12 protein-coding genes are annotated in these 14,627 nt (G+C 61.3%); 2 read left to right on the forward strand and 10 right to left on the reverse strand.

What is annotated here, in order from left to right; all coding sequences use genetic code 11:
- Positions 1-10: 10 nt before the first annotated feature.
- The 8 genes from queC to hmpA form a co-directional block, all read right to left on the reverse strand.
- Positions 11-706 carry a 7-cyano-7-deazaguanine synthase QueC gene (gene queC, locus TU75_RS23400; RefSeq protein ID WP_060550284.1) on the reverse strand — a complete coding sequence of 232 codons (696 nt, stop codon included), beginning with the start codon at positions 704-706 and terminating at the stop codon, positions 11-13.
- A 116-nt stretch (positions 707-822) separates the two neighbouring features.
- Positions 823-1,710: a heme o synthase gene (cyoE, locus tag TU75_RS23405; protein ID WP_003238392.1), complete on the reverse strand. Its 888-nt coding sequence runs from the start codon at positions 1,708-1,710 to the stop codon at positions 823-825.
- Between the two features lie 11 nt (positions 1,711-1,721).
- Positions 1,722-2,057: a cytochrome o ubiquinol oxidase subunit IV gene (gene cyoD, locus TU75_RS23410; RefSeq protein ID WP_003176003.1), complete on the reverse strand. Its 336-nt coding sequence runs from the start codon at positions 2,055-2,057 to the stop codon at positions 1,722-1,724.
- On the reverse strand, positions 2,057-2,680 hold the full coding sequence (locus TU75_RS23415) for a cytochrome o ubiquinol oxidase subunit III (RefSeq protein ID WP_003238390.1): 624 nt from the start codon (positions 2,678-2,680) through the stop codon (positions 2,057-2,059). Before TU75_RS23415 ends, cyoD begins: the two co-directional genes overlap by 1 nt.
- Before the next feature lie 3 nt (positions 2,681-2,683).
- Entirely contained in the window at positions 2,684-4,702 is a 2,019-nt protein-coding gene (cyoB, locus tag TU75_RS23420) for a cytochrome o ubiquinol oxidase subunit I (RefSeq protein WP_003238387.1), read from the reverse strand.
- 3 nt (positions 4,703-4,705) lie between these two features.
- Positions 4,706-5,647: a ubiquinol oxidase subunit II gene (gene cyoA / locus TU75_RS23425; RefSeq protein ID WP_003238385.1), complete on the reverse strand. Its 942-nt coding sequence runs from the start codon at positions 5,645-5,647 to the stop codon at positions 4,706-4,708.
- Positions 5,648-6,438: 791 nt separating this feature from the next.
- Positions 6,439-6,945 (reverse strand): disulfide bond formation protein B, encoded by a 507-nt coding sequence (locus TU75_RS23430; RefSeq protein WP_060550285.1) that lies wholly within the window; start codon positions 6,943-6,945, stop codon positions 6,439-6,441.
- A 103-nt stretch (positions 6,946-7,048) separates the two neighbouring features.
- Positions 7,049-8,230 (reverse strand): NO-inducible flavohemoprotein, encoded by a 1,182-nt coding sequence (gene hmpA / locus TU75_RS23435; RefSeq protein ID WP_060550286.1) that lies wholly within the window; start codon positions 8,228-8,230, stop codon positions 7,049-7,051.
- Between the two features lie 146 nt (positions 8,231-8,376).
- Between hmpA and norR the strand changes: the two genes are divergently transcribed.
- A complete protein-coding gene (gene norR, locus TU75_RS23440; protein WP_060550287.1) occupies positions 8,377-9,897 on the forward strand; it encodes a nitric oxide reductase transcriptional regulator NorR in 1,521 nt (506 codons plus the stop codon).
- 279 nt (positions 9,898-10,176) lie between these two features.
- Here the strand turns inward: norR and TU75_RS23445 are convergent, their stop codons facing one another.
- A complete protein-coding gene (locus tag TU75_RS23445; RefSeq protein ID WP_060550288.1) occupies positions 10,177-11,082 on the reverse strand; it encodes a DMT family transporter in 906 nt (301 codons plus the stop codon).
- A gap of 137 nt (positions 11,083-11,219) precedes the next feature.
- Here TU75_RS23445 and TU75_RS23450 point away from each other — a divergent pair, with 137 nt between their 5' ends.
- Positions 11,220-12,092: an AraC family transcriptional regulator gene (locus tag TU75_RS23450; protein WP_060550289.1), complete on the forward strand. Its 873-nt coding sequence runs from the start codon at positions 11,220-11,222 to the stop codon at positions 12,090-12,092.
- On the opposite strand, the gene TU75_RS23455 is transcribed toward TU75_RS23450, so the two are convergent.
- The gene (locus TU75_RS23455; RefSeq protein ID WP_060550290.1) at positions 12,089-14,590 is read right to left on the reverse strand and encodes a LuxR C-terminal-related transcriptional regulator; all 2,502 of its coding nucleotides are present in this window, start codon (positions 14,588-14,590) and stop codon (positions 12,089-12,091) included. The genes TU75_RS23450 and TU75_RS23455 overlap by 4 nt on opposite strands.
- Positions 14,591-14,627: the final 37 nt, after the last annotated feature.

Here is a 14,627-nt window from a genome sequence, read left to right on the forward strand (position 1 = left end):
TAACCGCACTTCAGCTCGACTGCAACTTGTGCTTGAGGCTGCCCATGACCGCCGCCTTGTTCTGCAGGTAGTCATTGAGGCCACGCGCGCGCAGGTCGCAGGCGATGCAATTGCCACAGCCGTCGCCGACCACGCCGTTGTAACAGGTCAGGGTCTGCTGGCGCACCAGCTCCAGTTGACCCAGGTCATCGGCCAGAGCCCAGGTCTCGGCCTTGTTCAGCCACATCAACGGGGTGTCCAGACGCAATGGGTAATCCATGCCCAGCTCAAGCGCCTTGTTCAGCGCCTTGACGAATGCGTCCCGGCAATCGGGATAGCCCGAGAAGTCGGTTTCGCACACGCCGGTGATCACGGTTTCGGCCTTAACCTGATAGGCGTAGATTGACGCCAATGTCAGGAACAGGATGTTGCGCCCCGGTACAAAGGTACTCGGCAGGCCAGCGCCTGAGCTCTCGGTGGGCACGGGGATGTTGTCGCGGGTCAGGCTGCTGATGGCCAGCTCATTGAGCAACGAAACGTCCATCACCTTGTGCACGGTGGCACCCAGCTGTTTGGCCAACCGCTGGGCCACTTCGATTTCGGCAACATGGCGCTGACCGTAATCAAAAGTAATGCAATGCACCTGTTCGTAACGCGCCAGGGCCTGGATCAGGCAGGTCGTCGAGTCCTGCCCGCCACTGAAGACCAGAACGGCTGTTTTACTCATGCTTTTGTTCCTGCCTGCTTTGAAGTGGGGAAGAGTGTAAAGGTGGCTCAATAAAAAGCCCCGCGCTTCTTTCGAGGGCGGGGCTGACTTTGGCTCGAGAGCCAATGCTCGATGACTCAGTGTGCGTAGGTCAGCAACAGCTCTTTGGGTGCCTGGAAATCCACAGACATCATCACGCTGAGCGCGGTGATGGTGAAGATCGAGAACACGAACAGCTTGCGCGCCCAGACGGTGTCATCCACCGCCTTGTAGCCGGTCCAGGCCATGTACAGCCAGTACATGCCCATGGCGGCGGCAACGGCGAGGTAGCTCATGCCGGCATAGCCACTGAAGGTCAACATCAAGGTCGCCACGAGGAAGGCCAGGATGTAGAGCAGGATGTGTTTCTTGGCCACCTGGATGCCACGCTTGACCGGCAGAACCGGGATCGACGCAGCCAGGTAGTCATTGAAGCGGAAAATCGCGATGGCATAGGAATGCGGCATCTGCCACAGGCTGAACATCACCAGCAGCACCAGCGCGGCCATGTCGAAGCTATTGGTCACAGCCACATAACCAATCACCGGCGGCATCGCCCCCGACAGACTGCCCACCAGCGTGCCGTGAACCGACTTGCGCTTGAGGTACAGGCTGTAGAGGCCGACGTAGATGACAAAACCGATCACGGCAAACAGCGCCGCCAGCGGGTTGGCCACTTTGTACAACAACACCACACCGGCAACACCCAGGACGGTCGCGAAGATCAGTGCCAGTTTCAGGGAAATGAGCCCCTGCACCAGCACACGATTCTTGGTGCGCTCCATCTTGATGTCGATGTCGCGGTCGATGCAGTTGTTGAACACGCAACCGGACGCCACAACAAGGGAAGTGCCGATCATTGCCGCCAGGAAGATGGCCAGATCGACATGCCCCTTGGAGGCCAGGAAGAAGCCGCCTGCCACAGAAAGCACGTTACCGAAAATGATCCCCGGTTTGGTGATTTGGATAAAGTGCTTAAGCGACATCGGGTCTTACCTCACTTCGCCATCATGTAGGTGTGGATGCTGAACATGATCCACAGCGACAGACCAACCAGCAGAACAATCACAAGACCTGCGAACACGAACGCAATCACGTTCTCGCGCTGGGCTTCGGAGCGGTCCAGGTGCAGGAAGTACACCAGGTGCACCAGCACCTGGATCACTGCGAATGCCAGCACGATCATCAGGGTGATCGACTTCGGCAAGGTCGGGTACATCACCAGGCCGAACGGGATCAGGGTGAGGATGACCGACAGGATGAAGCCGATAGCGTAAGACTTTACGCTGCCGTGGCTCGCATCATGGCTGTCATGGGAGTGTGCATTAGCCATTACAGAGTCCCCATCAAGTAGACGACGGTGAATACGCAGATCCAGACCACGTCCAGGAAGTGCCAGAACAGGCTCAGGCAGCTCAGGCGGGTCTTGTTGGTGTTGGTCAGGCCGTGTTTATTGACCTGATACATCATCACCGCCATCCACAGCAGGCCTGCCGATACGTGCAGACCGTGGGTGCCTACCAGCGTGAAGAACGCGGACAGGAAGCCGGAACGGTGCGGGCCGTAGCCTTCGGAGATCAGCAGGTGGAACTCGTTGATCTCCATGCCGATGAAGCCCAGGCCGAACAGGAAGGTCAGCGCCAGCCAGCTCAGCACGCCCTTCTTGTTGCCTTTGTAGAAGGCCAGCATGGCGAAGCCGTAGGTGATCGAACTGAACAACAGCAAGGCGGTTTCGCCGAGCACGTAAGGCAGTTCGAAGATGTCGTGGCCCGACGGGCCACCCGCTACGTTGTTTACCAGTACCGCGTACACCGCGAAGATCGACGCAAACAAAATGCAGTCGGTCATCAGGTAGAGCCAGAAACCGAAGACGGTTATCGGGCCGGTGTCGTGGTGGTCGTGGTGCCCATGGTCATCGACATGGGCGTGTCCAGCATTGGTCGCTAAGTTCGACATGGTTTAAACCTGTTCCAACGGGGTTTCAACACGGTTGGCCGGAATCTTCTTCTCGGCTACCAGGCGAGCGTGCTGCTCGGCTTCGATGCGTTCGATGGTTTCCACCGGCACCATGTAGCCTTGATCGTCACGTGCAGCATGGACGATGAAGTAACCGATAGTGCCCACCAGGCCCACGATTGCCAGCCACCAGATGTGCCAGATCATCGCGAAACCGAACACGGTCAACAGCGCGCCCATCACCACGCCAGTGGCGGTGTTGTTCGGCATGTGGATCGGTTCGTAGTGCGCAGGTTTCTGGTACGCAGTACCGTCTTCCTTGGCTTCGGTGAACGCATCGATGGTGTTCGCAGTCGGGATCACGGCGAAGTTGTAGAACGGTGGTGGCGACGAGGTCGACCATTCCAGGGTGTGGCCATTCCACGGGTCGCCGGACTCGCACAGGTTCTGCTTGCGATCACGCACGCTGACATACAGCTGGATCAACTGGCAGGCGATACCCGCCGCGATCATCAACGCACCGAACATGGCGACGTACAGGTACGGCACCCACTCAGGGTTGGTGGTGGCGTTCAGACGACGGGTCATGCCCATGAAGCCCAGTGCATAGAGCGGCATGAACGCGACGAAGAAGCCCGAGATCCACAGCCAGAATGCAGCCTTGCCCCAGCCTTCGTGCAGCTTGAAGCCGAACGCTTTCGGGAAGTAGAAGCTGAAACCTGCGATGTAGCCGAATACCGCACCACCGATGATCACGTTGTGGAAGTGAGCGATCACGAACAGGCTGTTGTGCAGCACGAAGTCAGCACCCGGGATGGCCAGCAGTACGCCGGTCATGCCGCCGATGGCGAAGGTCACCATGAAGCCCAGGGTCCACAGGACCTGGCTGGTCATGCGCAGACGACCGTGGTAGATGGTGAACAGCCAGTTGAACAGCTTCACCCCCGTCGGGATGGAAATCAGCATCGTCGCCAGGCCGAAGAAGGCGTTGACGCTGGCCCCCGAACCCATGGTGAAGAAGTGGTGCAGCCAGACCATGAAGCCCAGTACCGAGATCGCGCCCGATGCGTAGACCATCGAGTGGTGACCGAACAGGCGCTTGCCGGTGAAGGTCGAGATCACTTCGGAGAAGATACCGAACGCTGGCAGGATCAGGATGTACACCTCAGGGTGACCCCATGCCCAGAACAGGTTCACGTACATCATCGGATTGCCACCAAGTTCATTGGTGAAAATGTGGAAATCCAGGTAACGGTCAAGCGACAGCAGCGCCATGGTAGCGGCCAGGATCGGGAACGACGCCACGATCAGCACGTTTGCCCAGGTACAGGTCCAGGTGAAGATCGGCATGTCCATCAGTTTCATGCCTGGGGCGCGCATCTTCAGGACGGTGGCCAGGAAGTTGACCCCCGTCAATGTCGTCCCGAGTCCCGATAACTGCAGGGCCCAGATGTAGTAATCCACCCCCACGCCCGGACTGTATTGCAGGCCCGACAATGGCGGGTAGGCAACCCAACCGGTCTTGGCGAATTCGCCGACGCCCAGGGACAGGTTGATCAGCACCACGCCGGATACCAGCAGCCAGAAGCTCAGGGAGTTCAGGAACGGGTAGGCAACGTCACGCGCACCGATCTGCAGCGGCAAGGCAAGGTTCATCAGGCCGGTGAAGAAAGGCATCGCCATGAAGATGATCATGATCACGCCGTGAGCGGTGAAGATCTGGTCATAGTGTTCAGGCGGTAGGTAGCCCGGCGAACCCTCGGTGGCCATGGCCAACTGGGTACGCATCATGATGGCGTCGGCAAAGCCGCGCAGCAGCATGACCATGGCCACGATGACGTACATGACACCGATTTTCTTGTGGTCGACGGAGGTCAACCACTCGGTCCACAGGTAGGTCCACTTCTTGAAGTAGGTGATTGCCGCAAACAGTGCCAGACCACCCAGCGCGACCATGGCGATGGTAATCATCACAATCGGCTCGTGGAATGGGACCGCGTCCCAACTTAATTTACCAAACATCGTTTACTCCTCTGCCCCAGCAGTTGAATTCGAGCCCGTGTCAGAACCTTCAGCCGCGGCCACTTCTTTCTTCTCGTGCTTGACCGGCTTGCCTGGTTTCATGCCTTCGTACTTGTCGACGATTTTCTGAAACAGGTTCGGCTCGTACGAGGAGTACAGGGCGACAGGGTTGTTCTGGCTTGGTTTGGTCAGGGCGTCGTATTCAGCTTGATCAAGCTGTTTAGGTGCGGCCTTGACTTCGGCGACCCAGGCGTTGAAGTCTTCCTGGCTTGTCGAGATCGCTTTGAATTTCATGCCGGTGAAGCCAGCGCCGCTGTAGTTGGCGGAGATGCCTTCCATTTCAGCTTTCTGGTTGGCGATCAGGTGCAGCTTGGTCTGCATGCCTGCCATCGCGTAGATCTGGCCGCCCAGGGCTGGGATGAAGAACGAGTTCATCACGGCGTCGGAGGTGATCTTGAAGTTCAGCGGAGTGTGTTCCGGGAACCGGATCTGGTTCACGGTGGCGATACCCAGGTCCGGGTAGATGAACAGCCACTTCCAGTCCAGCGCAACCACTTCGATGTTGATCGGCTTGACGTCCGATTCCAGCGGGCGGTAAGGGTCCAGTGCGTGGGTGGACTTGTAGGTCACATAACCCAGGGCAACGATGATGAGGATCGGGACCAGCCACACCGCGATTTCAATCTTGGTGGAGTGCGACCACTTCGGCGCGTAGGTCGCGCTGGTGTTGGACGCGCGGTATTTCCAGGCGAAGGCGAAGGTCATGATGATCACAGGAACCACGACCAGCAGCATCAGCAGGGTGGCGGTGATGATCAGGTTTCGTTCATCCAGACCGACCTGTCCTTTTGGGTCGAGCAAGGTCCACTTGCAGCCTCCCAGCATTAACAGCATGCCAAGCAGCGGCAAAAAGCCTAGTAATCGGGGGTACCTGTTTTTACTCATCTCACGACCTCTAAAGCAGCTTGCGCAATGCAGTTGGGTTTTGATCGCCAACACTTCACCCTGCCAAGGGTTGGCATTTCTCTTCGATTGAATAAGAGCCTGCCCGCCACACCAAAAAAACTGTACGTTTCACTGACCTGCGGCGCGTTCTTATTCGATTTCGTGGTTAAAGGCCTTGTTACAGGCCAATTCCATTTGGTGCGGATAGTTGAAAGGCTGCCGGAACCTGGGTCGCACAGAGCCATCCATCGCTCCCGACCCCTGCGATGCTCAAATATTGCACAGCATCGGACACTCAGTGCCGGGGATTGTAGTTAGCTGGCGATGTATAAACCATGTCTGATAAAGAAATAATTTTTATCGATTACAGCAATAATTCTTTACCGACGGGGCCGGGAAGCGCGATCTTATTGCGGTCAATTCTCAATAAAGCCCACAAAAAAAGCCCGGCCATTCATCCATTCAGGTCATCCCTTACAGGTTGTAAGGGCATGTTCAGGCCGTCGAAGTCCCCATAAAACAAGGCATTGGGACACCCCTCAAGGACTGCCAACGTGACCTGTCAAAGGTCCGATTCAAGTGCTGAACTGACAGCACAAACTGACCGATTGGTGCAAATTTACAAGCCAAAACCGCCGCCCGAAAAGGGTGTGTGACAGCGTCCGTGTGACAACATGTCGCACGCTGCGCACACCCTTTATCGGCTTTCGTCACGGCCCTTTCACATTTGCCGACGCACGAAAAAGCCCCGGTCCCTCTCTCAAAGGCGCCGGGGCTTTTCATTGTAAGGCTCAGCCCGTGCGTTGGCGATTGCGATATATGCCCAGCGGCACCAGGATCACCGTCAGCACAAACGCCACCAGCGCCCATTGCGCCAGCGACAGGCCCAGTACCGGCGGGTAAGGGGTGCTGCAAAAGCCATCGACCTGGAAGCCCAGCGGAAACACCTTGGCCAGCGGCAAGTCATCAACGATCGGCTGCAACACATCGACACCGCAGCTGACCTGGGGAAAGAACTGGGTGTACACGTGATGCCCCGCCGCAGCCACCCCACCGAGCGCGCTGAGGATCACCAGCCCTTCGAACAGGGTGACGGCGCCCTTGGTGCGCATGGCGGCGCCGATGAGCGCGAAGATCGCGATCAACAGCAAGGCGTAGCGTTGCAGGATGCACAGCGGGCATGGCGCCTCGCCCAATACCACCTGCATGTACAACGCACCGCCGATCAGCGCCAGGCAGATGATGCCCAGCAACACCAGAAAGCGCCGCTCTCTGCCTAAACGCAATTCGTCACTCATCCCCGTATTCCTTTGTCTGGTTGTGCCAATGGGCGCAAGTTTACACACAGAGCATGGTTTAAACAGAGGGGGGTTAACGGGGGATTAATCCGTTGGATCGGCGTTACTCCAGCGCAGCTGCGGGACCGAAGAACTCGTAGCGGCTTTGCGCCGGCGGCACGCCCAACGCATCGAGGTAACGCTTGATCGCGGCCATGAAGCCTTTCGGTCCAAGGAAGTAAGCATCCAGGTCGCGCTCCTGCGGCAACCACGCCGCCAACTGCGCCTGGCTCAACAGCCCAATACTGTCCGCCGCCGCACTCCCCCCATCGTCCTCGGCATAACAGTAAAACCGCTTGAGCTGCGGATGCCTGGCCGCCAGTCCGTCGACCCACTCGCGGAACGCATGCACCCGGCCATTGCGCGCGCAATGGATAAAATGCACCGGGCGTTCGGTGGCCAGGGCCGCCTCGAGCATCGCCAAGGTTGGCGTGATGCCCACCCCGCCACTGATCAGCACCAGTGGTTTGTCGCTGGCCACCAGAGTGAACTCGCCCGCCGGCGGGAACAGATCAATCGTCGCGCCAACCTGCAGTTCATCATGCAAATAGCCGGACACCCGCCCCCCGGCTTCGCGCTTGACGCTGATGCGGTACTCGCCGCCGTCGCTCAAGGCCGACAGGGAATAATTGCGGCGCACTTCTTCACCGTCGAGCACCAGCCGCAGGCTGATGTATTGGCCCGGCGCGGCGTTGAGGATCGGGCCGTTGTCCACCGGAGCAAAATAAAAGGAGGTGATCTCGGCGCTCTCCTCCACCCGCTTCGCCAGTTTGAAGGGCCGCGCACCACGCCAGCCGCCCGGCGCCTGGGCCTTTTCGTCGTAAAGGGCCTTTTCCGCGCCGATCAGAATATCCGCCAGTTGGCCATAGGCCGCGCCCCAGGCGTGCATGACCGCAGGCGTGGCGATCTCACTGCCCAGCACTTCAGAGATCGCCCGCAACAGGCAGGCGCCGACAATCGGGTAGTGCTCCGGCTGAATCTGCAACGCCACGTGCTTGTTGATGACCTTCGCCACCAAGTCGCCCAACTGGTCGAGCCGGTCGATGTGCCGCGCGTACATCAACACGCCATTGGCCAGCGCGCGGGGCTGATCGCCGCTGGCCTGGTGAGCCTGGTTGAACAGCGGACGCACTTGCGGGTACTCGGACAGCATCATGCGGTAGAAATGGGTGATCAGCGCCTCGCCGTCGCTTTCCAGCAAGGGCACGGTGGATTGGATAATGGCGCGGTCTTGGGCCGTCAGCATGGGAGACTCCTGGGTATTTAAATTAACTACCCTCATGCAATCAGCATTCATGCCAACCTATAAAACCAATACTTTCAACCACCTACAGACAAACTAGTCAATATGACTTCCTACCCTTATAGTCACAAGGACTACAAGGAGTCATTATGACTGCACATTCACTGCTCACCACCCTGCTGCCCCTGGTCGCCGATCTCTCCCGCGACCTGCCCGAAGGGGAGCGTTACCGCCGTCTGCTGCACGCCATGCGCGAACTGCTGCCGTGCGACGCTGCCGCGCTGTTGCGCCTGGATGGCGAGTGGCTGGTGCCGCTGGCGGTGGATGGCCTGAGCGCCGATACCCTGGGGCGACGCTTCAAGGTCAGCGAACACCCGCGCTTCGCCGTGCTGCTGAGCAGCCCCGGCCCTACGCGCTTCGACAGCGACAGCGCATTGCCCGACCCCTATGACGGTTTGGTCGCCGGTGTGCACGGGCAGCTGGAAGTGCACGATTGCATGGGCTGCCCGCTGTTCGTCGACGACCGGCCCTGGGGCCTGCTGACCCTGGATGCCCTGGACACCGAGCGTTTCGAACGCGTTGAACTGGACGCCCTGCAAGCCTTCGCCAGCCTCGCGGCCGCGACGGTCAACGTCGCCGAACGCATTGAACGCCTGGCCTTGCGCGCCGAAATCTACCGTCAGGCCGGTGGCCAGCCGTACAAGGAAATGATCGGCCAGAGCAAAACCCACAAGCGCCTGGTGCAAGAGATCAATCTGGTGGGCGGCAGCGACCTGACGGTGCTGATCACCGGTGAAACCGGGGTGGGCAAGGAGCTGGTGGCCCAGGCGATCCATGCAGCCTCAACGCGAGCCGACAAACCGCTGATCAGCCTCAACTGTGCCGCCCTGCCGGAGACGCTGGTGGAAAGCGAGCTGTTCGGCCACGTGCGTGGCGCCTTTACCGGTGCACTGAATGAACGCCGAGGCAAATTCGAATTGGCCAATGGCGGCACCCTGTTTCTCGATGAGGTCGGCGAGCTGTCGCTGAGCGTGCAGGCCAAACTGCTGCGCGTGCTGCAAAGCGGCCAGTTGCAGCGCCTGGGTTCTGACCGTGAACATCAGGTGGATGTGCGCTTGATTGCCGCCACCAACCGCGACCTCGCCGAAGAAGTGCGCAGCGGCCGCTACCGCGCCGACTTCTACCACCGCCTCAGCGTGTACCCGCTGCACGTACCCGCGCTGCGTGACCGCGGCCGCGACGTGTTGCTGCTGGCCGGTTACTTCCTCGAACAGAACCGCTCACGCATGGGCCTGGGCAGCCTGCGCCTGGCCAGCGATGCCCAGGCCGCGCTGCTGGCCTATCACTGGCCGGGCAATGTGCGCGAACTGGAACACGCGATCGGGCGCAGCGCGCTCAAGGCGCTGGGCAACTGCCGCGAGCGGCCGAAGATACTCAGCCTGAGCGCCAGGGACCTCGATCTGCCCGATGTCAGCGCGCCAGTCATTGAGGCGCAAGCCCCGCCGGCCCCCCTCACCGGTGACCTGCGCCAGGCTACCGAGCATTACCAGCGCCAACTGATCGACGCCTGCCTGGAACGCCACCAGCACAACTGGGCCGGCGCCGCCCGCGAACTGGGCCTGGACCGCGCCAACCTGGGCCGCCTGGCCAGACGCCTGGGCCTGAAGTAGCAGGCAACCCCACTCCTGTGGCTAGCGGGCAGCCCCAATGCCATTCAGTTAAGCGCAGATTCCCTGTGGCGAGCAGGCTTGTCCTGCGTTGGGCTGCGCAGCAGCCCCAAAACCAGGCGCTGAGCCGTATCAGGTACACCGCGTTTTGCTGGATTGGGGGCGCTTCGCACCCCAACGCGGGGCAAGCCCGCTCGCCACAATAAGCCCACACATTTTCCTGAACTGAACGGCATTAGGGCTCGCCACAGGCTGCAGTTGAATCAACGAATTGGCAGAGCCTCACTGGATTGGTTTTGCGTGGAAGATCGGGCTCATAACTTTAGGCTTTCTGAACACCAACACATTGCCCAGCATCACCAGTACCAGCCCGGCCAATGCCGGCGGCGTCCACTGATAGCCTTCGGCAAATGCCGACACGTTCAACGCCACCACCGGGAACAGCACGGTGCAATACGCCGCGCGTTCGGGCCCCATGCGTCCCACCAGGGTGAGATACGCCGTGAACCCGATCACCGACCCTGGAATCACCAGGTACCACAAGGCGCCGATATAGCGCGCGCTCCACTCCATCTCGAAGGGAATGCCGCGCAGCACGCACCAGGTCGCCAGCATCAAGGCGCCGTAGGCCATGCCCCAGGCATTGGTGGTCAACGGTCTGAGGCCAGCCTTCTGTTGCAGACTCGAAAGCATATTGCCCGCCGAAAAACACAGCGTCCCCAGTAGCGCCAGACCTAGCCCCAGCAACGTCTGCGGGCTGGCGGTGTGCCCGGCCAGTTCCGGCCAGAACAGAAAGCCCAGTCCCAGCAGACCCAGGCCACCGCCCATCAACACGTTGCGCGCCACACGCTGGCCGAAAAACACCCGTGCGTTCAGCGCGTTCCACAGGGTGGCAGTGGAAAACACCACCGCCACCAGGCCACTGGGGACCCACTGCGTGGCGGTCAAAAAACACATGAAGTTGACGCAGAACAGGCACAGTCCCTGGGCCAGGCAGATCAGATGCCCGCGCCGGTTCATCACCTGCAGCCTGCGACTGAGCAACAACAGCGCAAACAGCACCAGCGCGGCCAGGCCAAAGCGGTACACAATCGACACGGGGATCGCGACAACGCGCAACTGCCACTTGAGGGCGATCCAGGTGGTGCCCCAGATCAGCACGGTGAGGACATACAGGGAAAGGTTCATGGCGCGGCTCCGAAGGTTGAGCCACAGTGTCCGCCCCAAGGCCCGAATCGCTCTTGCACATTCTTGCGCTTTTGTCGGGCGCAGGGATCACAGTCCGGACCTCGCGCGGTAGGATGCCAGGCATCGGAGAACACGCCATGCCTGATCTGCAATCGCTGCACATCTTTCAGTCCCTCAACCGCTCGCCCAACGCACGCCTGCACGCTTGCGCCGAGCTGGGGGATGGCGTGTCGGCGGCGCTGTGGAGCAACCACCACGATGCCCAGGATTATCAGGGGCCCAGCCATCACACGCTGTCCTGCTATGTCGGTGGCGGCACCGGGACCTTTCGCCGTGACCAGCCGGGCATCAAGGGCGGTCCGGACAAGCTGTGCGTGCTGCCGGCCGAGCATCAGTCGGCCTGGGTGATCAACGGCGACATCCGCCTGGCCCATGTGTATTTCAGCCCGGAACAATTCGCCCTCGGCTGCGTCACCCTGCTGGACCGCGAACCGCGCGCCCTCGCATTGCAGGAAGCGACCTTTCTTGAAGACCCAGGCCAGGCGCAGCGGTTTCACCAACTGATCGCGCTCAATTGGCACGAGCCGGCCGAACGCCTGCTCACCAGCAGCCTGGCCCATGAGATGCTCAGCCACACCCTGCTCAATCAGGTCGGCGCCCGCGATGGCCTGCGTTTGAAAGGCGGGCTGGCGCCCTACCAACGCCGGCGATTGGTGGAGTACATCGAACAGCACCTGCACGACCCCATCAGCCTCGGGCTGTTGGCCGGCTTGTGCGCCTTGTCGGAATACCACTTCGCGCGGATGTTCCGCCAGAGCTTCGGCCTGCCGCCTCATCAATACCTGCTGGCGCGCCGCCTGGCCTGCGCGCGCGACCTGCTGCGCGGCGGCGTCCTGCCGTTGGGCGAAGTCGCCTTGATGTGCGGGTTTTCCAGCGCCAGCCATTTCAATCAGCGCTTTCGCCAGGCCATGGGCGCAACGCCCGGCGACTATCGCCAGGCCTTCGTCTAGACCATCAGCCCCAGGGCCTTGGCCTTGGCCACCGCCTGGGTGCGCCGTTCCACGCCGAGCTTGCTGTGGATGCGCCTGGCATGGGTCTTGACCGTGTGCAGGGAAATGAACAGACGGTCGGCAATCTGCAGGTTGGAATTGCCCAGGGCGATCAAGTGCAGCACTTCCAGTTCACGCAGGCTCAAGGGATTGTCCGCTGCGTCGTGCCCCACCGCCTGCGGCTCCAGGCCCAGTTCGCTCAATACACCAGGCGAACGCAGGCGCAGCTCGCGGATCGCCTGCTGCACCTGGCAGCGCGCCGCGAGCGCCAGCCCGGCTTGCAGCGCACGACGCGCCAGGGCGGAGTCGCCCAACTGCCACGCCACCTCGCCGAGCACCAACTGCACTTCGGTTTCCAGGCAGAGCATGCCGCTTTGCCGGGTGGCCTCCAGCAATGCGTTAAGCCGCGCGAGCGGTTGCTCGGCGCACCCCAGCTTCACTTCCGCCAGCACCAGCAGGTACTCAAGACGCGGGACCAGTTCCAGCGTGGCCGGCGGTGCCTGCCTGGCGTGCGGCCCGCGAAAGTGACGCAGCACACGGCGCACCGCTTCCACGGTCAAGTCGGCGCGGCCCTGCTGCAACCAGAAATGCCCGCTGATCAACAGCAGCACCGCGCGGTAAACGCTTTGCGGGACGTGCCGTTGCTGCATCAGCCGCTCAGCCTCGCGCAGTTGGACAAACGCCTGGGCGTAGTCGCCCTGATTGGCCGCCAGCAATGCCAGGCCCAGAAAACCATAGAGCACACGCTTGTCCTGACTGTGCAGGCACATCGTCAAGCCCGTCTGAAAACAGTCGGCGGCCAGTGCATCCTGGCCCTGACGCAGGGCCAGGTGGCCACGGCGCAACGCGATCCGTCCCACCAGCGGACCGGCATCGAGCTGCTGCTTGAGCAACATCGCCTGCACCTGCTCCAACAGGCTTTGCGCCCGATGGGGTGCGCCGCGCTGCTCGAGCAACTGAGCGTGATCCAGTTCGAGCAATGCCTCCAGCAGCAACGAACCCTCGGCGCGGGCCAGGCACAGCGCGTCGCGGTTCAGGGTTTGGGCGACGTCCAGCTCGCCGCGCAGCAAGGCTTGCTGGGTGAGCCCGGACAGGCACATCAGGCGCGAGGTCCAGGCGCTGTCGGGCAAGGCCTGCAGCGCTTCAAGAAAATGCGCGCGGGAGCATTCGCCATCGCCGTTCAAATGCAACAACCAGCCCCACTGCGCTTGCCAACGCGCCAGCAGGTGGCGTTGCTGGGCGGCGCAAGGTTGCGGTGTAAAGCGCGCCAGTTGATCGATGCACTGCGCGGCCTGATCGAAGCGGCCGGCGAACAGCAGCGCCGCCGTCACCAGCCCCACCAGCTGCGCAGAGCACAGCAGCAGCTCATCACCGTGCTGTTCGTGCAGGCGCAACACCAGCACGGCGTTCTGCTGGCGAAACAGGTCTTCGAAACTGAAGTGCTGCAACAGGCTCACCGCCACTTCGAACGCTTCGGCCAGCAGCGCCTGTTCGAACGCGGCCTGCCAGTCGCCCTCGGCGGTAAACCATTGGCAGGCACGCCGATGCCAGGAACGACGGGCCGGCCAGGGTTCCTCGCGCACCACGTGGGCCAGCGGCGCAAATATGCACAACCAGTCGGCGCTGTGTTCCCACGGCTGGATAAAGGCACCGAGCGCCTGCAGATCGCGCAGGCACCGGCCGCCGTCGCCAGCGCCGAACAGGTGTTCACACAGGCGCGCATTGAACCTCGGCAGACGGGCCAGCACCTGCCACGCCTCGACCCATTCGGCGGGCCAGGTGTTGAACAGCTCGTGCTGCAAATAGTCGCGCAGGGTTTTGTCGGGATGACCGTCGCCCAACAAGGCGATACGCACACCTGCGCACCATCCGGCGCTGAAGTGCACGACGCTGTCCAGGCTCTGGCCGGGGCCGAGCAATGCCTGGATTTCCCCGGTGCTGAACGCCAGCTCGCTGGCGCTGCACTCCCACAGTTCATCGTCGAGCAACAGCCGCGGCCAGTTGCACGCCGGGCGCCGCCGCGTGCCCAGCCACCAGCTCAGCGCCGGGCTGCTTTGGGTGAGCAGGCGGTCGAGCAAGGCATCCAGTTCGGTGTCGGGGAAACGGCAGAAGTCATCGAGAAACAGCCAGGCCGGCGTTGACCAGCCACTGAGATCGAGCAACAGCGCAGCTTCATCGGTGAAGGGCAGGCCCAGACCCTGTGCCACACGCCGGCACAGGTTTTCAGGACTCAGGACCACCCCATTGAGCGCCAGCCAGTACACCTGGCACCCCGCAGGCGCCTGCAAGGCGCACTCGGCGAACAACGCACTCTTGCCGCTGCCGCCCGGTGCCCATAGCAACCTCACCCGTGCCTGCGCTGCGAGCAAGGGCTGGGCCAGTCGCGGGCGCAACAGGTGGTGAGCGGACAGCCGTGGCATGAATCCGGGACGGTCCAGGCAGCGAGTCATGGCGGTCATTGCTGCATCCTGCGTTTTTATTGTGATGGAGCCTGAC

This window comes from Pseudomonas poae, assembly GCF_001439785.1.
Classification (GTDB): domain Bacteria; phylum Pseudomonadota; class Gammaproteobacteria; order Pseudomonadales; family Pseudomonadaceae; genus Aquipseudomonas; species Aquipseudomonas poae.

What these genes read in the sequence shown, in the direction of transcription:
- queC (WP_060550284.1), bottom strand. Translation starts at nt 706, where the DNA reads ATGAGTAAAACAGCCGTTCTGGTCTTCAGTGGCGGGCAGGACTCGACG.
- cyoE (WP_003238392.1), bottom strand. Translation starts at nt 1,710, where the DNA reads ATGTCGCTTAAGCACTTTATCCAAATCACCAAACCGGGGATCATTTTC.
- cyoD (WP_003176003.1), bottom strand. Translation starts at nt 2,057, where the DNA reads ATGGCTAATGCACACTCCCATGACAGCCATGATGCGAGCCACGGCAGC.
- TU75_RS23415 (WP_003238390.1), bottom strand. Translation starts at nt 2,680, where the DNA reads ATGTCGAACTTAGCGACCAATGCTGGACACGCCCATGTCGATGACCAT.
- cyoB (WP_003238387.1), bottom strand. Translation starts at nt 4,702, where the DNA reads ATGTTTGGTAAATTAAGTTGGGACGCGGTCCCATTCCACGAGCCGATT.
- cyoA (WP_003238385.1), bottom strand. Translation starts at nt 5,647, where the DNA reads ATGAGTAAAAACAGGTACCCCCGATTACTAGGCTTTTTGCCGCTGCTT.
- TU75_RS23430 (WP_060550285.1), bottom strand. Translation starts at nt 6,945, where the DNA reads ATGAGTGACGAATTGCGTTTAGGCAGAGAGCGGCGCTTTCTGGTGTTG.
- hmpA (WP_060550286.1), bottom strand. Translation starts at nt 8,230, where the DNA reads ATGCTGACGGCCCAAGACCGCGCCATTATCCAATCCACCGTGCCCTTG.
- norR (WP_060550287.1), top strand. Translation starts at nt 8,377, where the DNA reads ATGACTGCACATTCACTGCTCACCACCCTGCTGCCCCTGGTCGCCGAT.
- TU75_RS23445 (WP_060550288.1), bottom strand. Translation starts at nt 11,082, where the DNA reads ATGAACCTTTCCCTGTATGTCCTCACCGTGCTGATCTGGGGCACCACC.
- TU75_RS23450 (WP_060550289.1), top strand. Translation starts at nt 11,220, where the DNA reads ATGCCTGATCTGCAATCGCTGCACATCTTTCAGTCCCTCAACCGCTCG.
- TU75_RS23455 (WP_060550290.1), bottom strand. Translation starts at nt 14,590, where the DNA reads ATGACCGCCATGACTCGCTGCCTGGACCGTCCCGGATTCATGCCACGG.